Genomic DNA, 6,962 nt, shown 5'->3' with positions numbered 1-6,962 from the left:
TGGCGACGGCCGCCAGCGCGACGCCGGCCAGCACCAGCGACAGCCGCGACTTCTCCACCCGCACGCCAAGTCCGGCCGCGGCGTCGTCGCCCATTTCCAGGCCGCGCAGGCTGCGGGACAGCACTGTGGCCAGCGGCAGCAGGACCAGCAGCGAAACGCCGAGGATGGCCGCCCGGTCCCAATTGCTCGAATTCAGCGAGCCGTTCATCCACACCAGCGCGTCCTGGGCGGTATTGATATCCGTGCGCGTCAACAGGTACGACACGGCAGCGGCCATGATGGCGGCGAAACCAATGCCAACCAGGATGAGCCGGTAGCCGGCCACTCCGCCGCGTCGCGACAGCGCATAAATGGCGCCCGCAATCACCAGCGCGCCGATCAGGGCCGCGATGGAAACGCTCAGGCCGGCAGCACCAAAAACGACAATGGCGAACACTGCCGAGGCGCTGGCCCCGTAGCTGATGCCGATGATATCCGGGCTGGCCAGCGGATTGCGGAGCATGGTCTGGAAAATCGTGCCGGAAACGCCGAATGCGACGCCGATCATGACGGCCACCACGGCGCGGGGCAGCTTGTGTTCCATCACGATGAAGCTCGCACCGGGAATCTCCGCTCCGGCGAGCAGGCGGAAGAAGTCCGGGATCGTGACCGTAAATGTCCCCAGCAGAATATTCACGAAGAAGAGTACGACGACGGCAAACAGCAGCGACGGCAGAACCACCCGGGTGCGCCGTGAGTTGCTCCGGCGTGCCTGCCGAACGGTCTCGATGTGAGGCGATTCCTGCGGCAAACCCCGCGGGGAATCGGAGGTCGAATCTGCGTGCTGATCCAGGACCTGCCGTTGCGAAAGCGAAGCCATCTAGAGGGTCACCAGCTTCCGCCGCCGGACCAGCCAGATGAACACCGGCGCACCGACCAGGGCGGTCATAATTCCGGCCTGGATTTCACCCGGCGGCAGGATAACGCGGCCCACTACATCGGCGCCAATCACCAGCAGCGGGGCGGCGACCGCCGAGAAGGGAAGGATCCACCGGTAGTCGGGACCGCAGATCGTCCTCACCATATGCGGGATGACCAGCCCGACGAACGCGATCGGCCCGGCCATCGCCGTCGCAGCACCACACAAAACAACCACCCCAACAGCGGTGAAGGCCCTTGTCAGGCCCACCTTCTGGCCGAGCCCGCGGGCAACGTCGTCGCCAAGCGAGAGACCGTTGAGGATTCGGCCGGTCAACATCGTAATCAGCGCGCCAACCAGCAGGAACGGAAGGACCGGCAGGATCAGGTCCCAGTCGCGGCCGGAAACCGAACCGACCTGCCAGAAGCGGAAGTTATCCAGAGTTTCCTTCGAGGAGACCAGAATGGCATTCATGATTGAAGCCAGCCCGGCTGTCAGGGCGGCCCCTGCGAGCGCGAGTTTGACCGGCGTCGCACCTTCGCGGCCCATGCTGGCAATGGCATATACGACAACGGAGGCAAAAGCAGCGCCGATGAAAGCGAACCAGATGTAGCCGGTCAGATCGGTGATGCCGAGGAAGTAAATAGCGAAAACGACGGCGAGCGCGGCTCCCGCGTTGACGCCAAGGATGCCCGGATCCGCCAACGGGTTGCGTGCCACCCCCTGCATGGCGGCACCAGCCAGTCCGAGGGCAACGCCCACACACAGACCGGTAACGGTTCGCGGTATCCGGGCGCGGACCACCGCATGGTCGCCATTGGCCGGGTTGAAGTTGAACAGGGCGTCAATGACGACCTCGAAACCGGTCGCGCGGGCGCCGAAGGCGAGGGAGGCGGCGCAGAAGAGCACAAGAAGGACGACGCCCGCCAAGAGTTTGAGTGCATTCCGGCTCTTTAGCGGGCGGCCGAGGGAATCGACTTCGCGGATGGATTCGGGGTCGGCGTGCAGTTCCACGGAGGAGGCCGATGCTTCATCGCCGGTGGTGGAAGGAGGCAACCTTGTGCTGATTGTTCCGTCCGTAGGGGTTCGCCGGGTGTCAGGGGCCACGGCCACGTAAGCACCTCCTCGAATCCTTTGAACTGAACTTAAGTAAGGCTAGCCTATGGTGGCGCCTAATAGGAAACGAATCTGTACCCTAATTCAGCTGTCCGGCTCATGCTGACACGGCAACCGCCACAGTGCGAGACTGTACGCATGAGTGCAGAACCGCAGGGACAAGAGGAAGCCAACGGCAGGGATCCCGCTGATGAATCCGCCGGCGGTCTGGCCCAACCATCTGTCAGCAACGAGGGAACCGCGGCGCATGAGGACGACCTCGCGGTCCACCTCAGTAAACTCGCCCGTTCCATGCAGAACGAAGTGGACACCGACGACATTCTTCAATCCATGGTGCATGCGGCTATCGAACTGATTCCCGGCGTCGAACATGGTTCCGTCAGCGTGGTCACCGGGCGGAAGGACGTTGGTTCACGTGCCGCTTCCAGCGAGTTGCCGACGCGGATCGATGCCATCCAGATGGAGGTGGGCGAGGGGCCCTGCCTGGACGCGGTTTATGAACAGCGGACCGTCCGGGTGGCCAACATGAAAGAGGAAGAGCGCTGGCCGCGGTTCAGCCCGCGGGCGTTTGAGGCCGGCGCCGGAAGCATGCTCTCGTTCCAGCTCTTCGTTGAAGGCGACAACCTCGGCGCCCTGAACCTCTACGCCCGCGATGTCAACGCGTTCAGCGATGAATCCGAACATATCGGCCTGCTGGTCGCCGCGCATGCCGCCGTCGCCTTTGCCGATTCGCGGAAAACCCGGCAGCTCAATGAGGCGCTCTCCTCACGGGACCTGATCGGCCAGGCCAAGGGCATACTGATGGAGCGGCATAAATTGACCGGCCAGAATGCCTTCCTCGTCCTCGCCAAGGCCAGCCAGAATGCCAACATGAAACTGATCGACGTGGCCGGACAGCTCGCTGACACCGGCGAGATTCCCGGTCAAAAACAGAGCTGATCCGGCCCGGTCCAAGATAATCAGGCCGGATCCAGGCTGATCACGCCTGGTAAAGCGGGCTGTGCCCGGCGGTGACCTTCTCGTCGTCGCGCACGGCCTCGGGAGGCGTTCCGTTTCCGAACGGCCGTCCGCCCAGCTTTTCCCGGCCGTGTTCACTCATCCAGCCGGACAGTTCCGGACCCTTGGGGACGATCTGCGTGGGGTTAATGTCCTCGTGCACGATGTAGTAGTGCTGCTTGATCTGCACAAAGTCGATCGTGTCGCCGAAGCCGGGAGTCTGGAACAGATCCCGGGCGTAGCCCCACAGCGCCGGCATCTCGCAGAGCTTGTTCCGGTTGCATTTGAAGTGCCCATGGTAGACCGGATCGAACCGCACCAATGTGGTAAACAGCCGCACGTCCGCCTCGGTGATGGTGTCGCCGACCAGATAGCGCTGACCGGTCAGGCGCTCTTCCAGCCAGTCGAGCGCGGTGAAAAGGCGGTCATAGGCGTCGTCGTACGCTTGCTGTGAACCGGCGAATCCACAGCGGTAGACCCCATTGTTAACCTCGGTGAAGACCCGCTTGTTGACTTCATCGATCTCATCCCGCTTGTCCTCCGGGTAAAGATCAGGAGCGCCCTCGCGTTGAAACTCTGTCCATTCGCTGGAGAAGTCCAGGGTCATTTGCGGGAAGTTGTTCGTTACGACGGCGCCGGAGGAAATGTCGACGACGGCGGGCACAGTGATTCCGCGCGAATAGTCCGGATCGCGCTTGAAAAACGCCTGCTGCAACCGCTCGATACCCAGCACCGGATCCTTGCCGCCCGGATCCAGGTCAAACGTCCAGCTCCGCTTGTCATGGGTCGGTCCGGGAAATCCGATGGAAAGGGCATCCTCAAGTCCGAGCAGGCGGCGGACGATAATGGTCCGGTTGGCCCAGGGACATGCCCGCGCGGCGACCAGACGGTAGCGGCCGGCCCCAACCGGATACCCGTCAGCTCCATCCCGGGTAATCCGCGTCTCGATGTAGTTAGTGTCCCGCTTGAACTCCTGGCCACCCGTGACGTACGCGCCCTGCGTGCTGTTTTCGCCCGTCGTCTCTGCCTGCTTCTCATTCGTCTGGCTCATGGGACTCCTTCACATGAAAATTACTAAGTACACTACCTGTTAGCCTATCTGCAAGGACCGTTTCAGCTGAAGGGACCGTACGATGAGCCAGAACCCAGATCCGAAGCAGTCACCGACACCGTACAATGAACATGGACCGGCAGGTCCCGGACCGGATGATCTGGACCTGCCCGGGACGACGGAGCGCCCCGGCTCTCCGGCCGGCAAGCAATCACACGGTTCACGGACCGGCGCCCTGTGGATGGCAACCACCGCCTCGATCGTGCTGCTGGTCCTGCTGATCATTTTCATCCTGCAGAATTCCGGCCGGGTCAGTATCGTCTTCTTTGGACTGGAGGGGTCGGTGCCGATCGGCATGGCTCTGTTGATCGCAGCCGTGGGAGGAGCCGCGGTCGTAGCCATTGCGGGCATCGCCCGGATGGCGCGGATGAGGATCAGCGCGCGCCGCTCCCGTCGGCAGCAGAGTTAACCGGTCGGCAGCAAGGTTAGGACGCCGCGGCACATTTAGGATGCCGCAACCGCGGGATCGTCAGCCTCCTCTTCCGGCGGCTTTCCGGTTTCATTGACGACGATCCTGGCGCAGCAATACACGCCTCCGGGATCCGGGATCGCTTCATGGCGGTCATCCCGGCACCCGGCCACCGCGCCGTCGAGCAATGCGCCATTAAGACTGCAGACGACGTCGATATGGTTCCGTGCCAACCGGTGGAAGGGGCAGTTGCCGAGCACGAAACCGCCGGCGTCGTCGGGCTCCGGCTCGAAACCATTGCGCTCCAGGACCGCTTCGATGGTGCCCGCCTGCATGCTGGGCAACGAGGTGACCGTCCTCGGGCGCGAAGATGTGCCGCTGTCAGCTGTGCTCGGGCCCAAGCTGGGCACTGCCTTCCAGAATCTGCACAGCAGCCACGGCGTGCGGTTCAAACTGCCTGGCTCGGCGGCGGAAATCAGTGGCGACGGCGGCAAAGTCACCCATGTAGTGACGAACGACGGCAGCTGGATCGAGGCTGATCTGGTGCTGATTGCGATCGGCGTCGTCCCGAATGTCGGCCTGGCGCAGCAAGCCGGGCTCCCGACCGGCAACGGCATTCTGGTCAACGAGTCACTGCAGACCTCAAACCCGAACATCTACGCCGCGGGCGACGTCGCCAACGCCTTCCACCCTGTACTGCAGGACAGGCTGCGGAGCGAGCACTGGGCGAACGCCATCGCCGGCGGCAAAACCGCGGCCAAGGCGATGCTCGGCCAGACCGTGCAGCAGGACGATATCCCATACTTCTACACCGACCAGTTCGACCTCGGGATGGAGTACTCCGGCTACGGCCCACTGACGCTGGGGGCGGATATCGTCACCCGCGGGTCGGTCGAATCCGGCGAATTCATCGCCTTCTGGCTGCGGCACGGAAAGGTCGTCGCCGGGATGAACGTCAATGTCTGGGACGTCCAGGACGGCATCCAGGAACTGATCCGCTCCGCACGCCCGGTCGAAACCACCCGGCTGTCGGATCCGGACATTCCGTTGAATGAGGTCTGACCCGATGACGGCAAACAGAACGGAGCTGGGCGCCGGCCCTGAAATTGCCGGCCCTGAACCAGTCGCGGACCCGGTGCTGTTTGGTGACGCGGCCTCACCGGGTCCGCGGCCGCCAGGCAGTCCCGCTTCGGTCTCGTCCTTCTTCCAGCCCGACCTGCGGCACGCGGTACACGACTTCGGCACCCGCGTGATGGACTTTGACCGCCAGGTCGCCCTGATGGCCATCGTTAACCGCACCCCGGATTCGTTTTACGACGCCGGCAGCACCTTCGCATTGGAGGCTGCGGTCGCTGCCGCGCTGGCCGCCGTCGACGCCGGTGCGGATTGGGTGGACATTGGCGGCGCTCCCTTTGCCCCCGGCCGGGAAGTCGGCGTTACCGAGGAGCTGGACCGCGTGGTTCCGGTGATCGAACGCGTGCACGCAGCTTCCGACGTCGTTATTTCTGTTGACACCTTCCGTCCCGAAGTTGCCGCGGCCGCAATTACCGCGGGAGCCGCCGTCGTCAATGACACGACTGGGCTGCAGAATACGGAGCTTGCCGACGTCGTCGCCCGTTCCGGCGCACACCTGGTGATCACGCACAGCCTCGCCAAGCCGCGGACCACTTACCCCCGCCCGCAATACCGGGATGTGGTGGCCGAGGTCGCGGATTTCCTCTGGGAGAAGGCCGCGCTCGCGATGGAACTGGGGATCGGGGCGGACAAGATCATCATCGACCCCGGCCACGATTTGAACAAGAACACTCTGCATTCGCTGGAGCTGACCCGCCGGTTTCATGAGATTGCGGCCCTCGGCTTCCCCGCCCTGGCAGCGGTTTCGAACAAGGACTTCATTGGCGAGACCCTGAACCAGGAGAAACAGCAGCGGACGGACGGATCGCTCGCCGCCGCCGTCATGTGCATTCTGAACGGCGCCCGGATTGTGCGGATGCATGACGTCGCTGCAGCCAACTCCGCGGTCCGGTTCACCGAAGCCACCCTCGGTTTCCGGCCGCCCGCGTACCTGAGACACAACATAGAAGACGTGAACGAGTGACCGACATGGCGAATCCTGATTCAGCCTCCATTCCGATCCGCCGTCTGCTCCCCTGCCCGTCGATGGATGCTGCCAGGGACGAGCAACTGCTCGAGTGGTACTCCCCGCCGGCTGTTGCCGATAACGCCGTTCCCTGGGTGCGGTTCAATTTCATTTCCAGCCTCGACGGCTCCGCGACTCTCCACGGGCTGTCCGGCGGGCTGGCGTCAGAGGCGGACAAGCGCATCTTCAACCTGCTGCGGTGGCCCGCCGATGTCATCCTGATGGGCGCGCAGACCGTTCGGGCGGAAGGATATGCAGGCTCACTGCTGGATACCCCCGCCGTGCGCTGGCG

The 6,962-nt window shown here is 63.6% G+C and carries 9 protein-coding genes; 5 read left to right on the top strand and 4 right to left on the bottom strand.

The window, feature by feature from the left end; genetic code table 11:
• Positions 1–859: FecCD family ABC transporter permease (locus Y707_RS28395; RefSeq protein WP_081745081.1), on the bottom strand; the 859-nt coding region annotated here is incomplete at its 3' end.
• On the bottom strand, positions 860–1,885 hold the full coding sequence (locus Y707_RS28390; RefSeq protein ID WP_035783217.1) for a FecCD family ABC transporter permease: 1,026 nt from the start codon (positions 1,883–1,885) through the stop codon (positions 860–862).
• A 267-nt stretch (positions 1,886–2,152) separates the two neighbouring features.
• Between Y707_RS28390 and Y707_RS28385 the strand changes: the two genes are divergently transcribed.
• Positions 2,153–2,953, top strand: coding sequence for a GAF and ANTAR domain-containing protein (locus tag Y707_RS28385; RefSeq protein WP_081745087.1), 801 nt, complete (start codon positions 2,153–2,155; stop codon positions 2,951–2,953).
• Positions 2,954–2,993: 40 nt separating this feature from the next.
• Here Y707_RS28385 and Y707_RS0121555 read toward each other — a convergent pair whose 3' ends face one another.
• A complete protein-coding gene (locus Y707_RS0121555) occupies positions 2,994–4,061 on the bottom strand; it encodes a glutathione S-transferase family protein (protein WP_026536577.1) in 1,068 nt (355 codons plus the stop codon).
• 82 nt (positions 4,062–4,143) lie between these two features.
• Here Y707_RS0121555 and Y707_RS33060 point away from each other — a divergent pair, with 82 nt between their 5' ends.
• On the top strand, positions 4,144–4,530 hold the full coding sequence (locus Y707_RS33060) for a lipopolysaccharide assembly protein LapA domain-containing protein (RefSeq protein WP_035783179.1): 387 nt from the start codon (positions 4,144–4,146) through the stop codon (positions 4,528–4,530).
• Between the two features lie 35 nt (positions 4,531–4,565).
• Here Y707_RS33060 and Y707_RS29310 read toward each other — a convergent pair whose 3' ends face one another.
• Positions 4,566–4,874 (bottom strand): helix-turn-helix domain-containing protein, encoded by a 309-nt coding sequence (locus tag Y707_RS29310; protein WP_155853255.1) that lies wholly within the window; start codon positions 4,872–4,874, stop codon positions 4,566–4,568.
• On the opposite strand from Y707_RS29310, the gene Y707_RS28375 reads away from it, so the two are divergent.
• The 3 genes from Y707_RS28375 to Y707_RS33185 form a co-directional block, all read left to right on the top strand.
• Positions 4,864–5,592 carry an NAD(P)/FAD-dependent oxidoreductase gene (locus Y707_RS28375; RefSeq protein WP_051442294.1) on the top strand — a complete coding sequence of 243 codons (729 nt, stop codon included), beginning with the start codon at positions 4,864–4,866 and terminating at the stop codon, positions 5,590–5,592. The genes Y707_RS29310 and Y707_RS28375 overlap by 11 nt on opposite strands.
• 190 nt (positions 5,593–5,782) lie before the next feature.
• Positions 5,783–6,628, top strand: a complete 846-nt coding sequence (folP, locus tag Y707_RS0121535; protein ID WP_051442307.1) for a dihydropteroate synthase — start codon at positions 5,783–5,785, stop codon at positions 6,626–6,628.
• 5 nt (positions 6,629–6,633) lie between these two features.
• Positions 6,634–6,962 (top strand): dihydrofolate reductase family protein (locus Y707_RS33185; protein ID WP_275451237.1); only part of this gene is annotated, 329 nt, incomplete at its 3' end.

The sequence above is a fragment of the Arthrobacter sp. H14 genome, assembly GCF_000520495.1.
Classification (GTDB): Bacteria; Actinomycetota; Actinomycetes; order Actinomycetales; family Micrococcaceae; genus Arthrobacter_C.
This window is presented reverse-complemented; position numbering and strand designations above follow the sequence as displayed.

Bases quoted from the DNA above. Each gene is read 5' to 3' on its own strand.
- Y707_RS28385 (WP_081745087.1), top strand. From the start codon at position 2,153: ATGAGTGCAGAACCGCAGGGACAAGAGGAAGCCAACGGCAGGGATCCC.
- Y707_RS0121555 (WP_026536577.1), bottom strand. From the start codon at position 4,061: ATGAGCCAGACGAATGAGAAGCAGGCAGAGACGACGGGCGAAAACAGC.
- Y707_RS33060 (WP_035783179.1), top strand. From the start codon at position 4,144: ATGAGCCAGAACCCAGATCCGAAGCAGTCACCGACACCGTACAATGAA.
- Y707_RS28375 (WP_051442294.1), top strand. From the start codon at position 4,864: ATGCTGGGCAACGAGGTGACCGTCCTCGGGCGCGAAGATGTGCCGCTG.
- folP (WP_051442307.1), top strand. From the start codon at position 5,783: ATGGACTTTGACCGCCAGGTCGCCCTGATGGCCATCGTTAACCGCACC.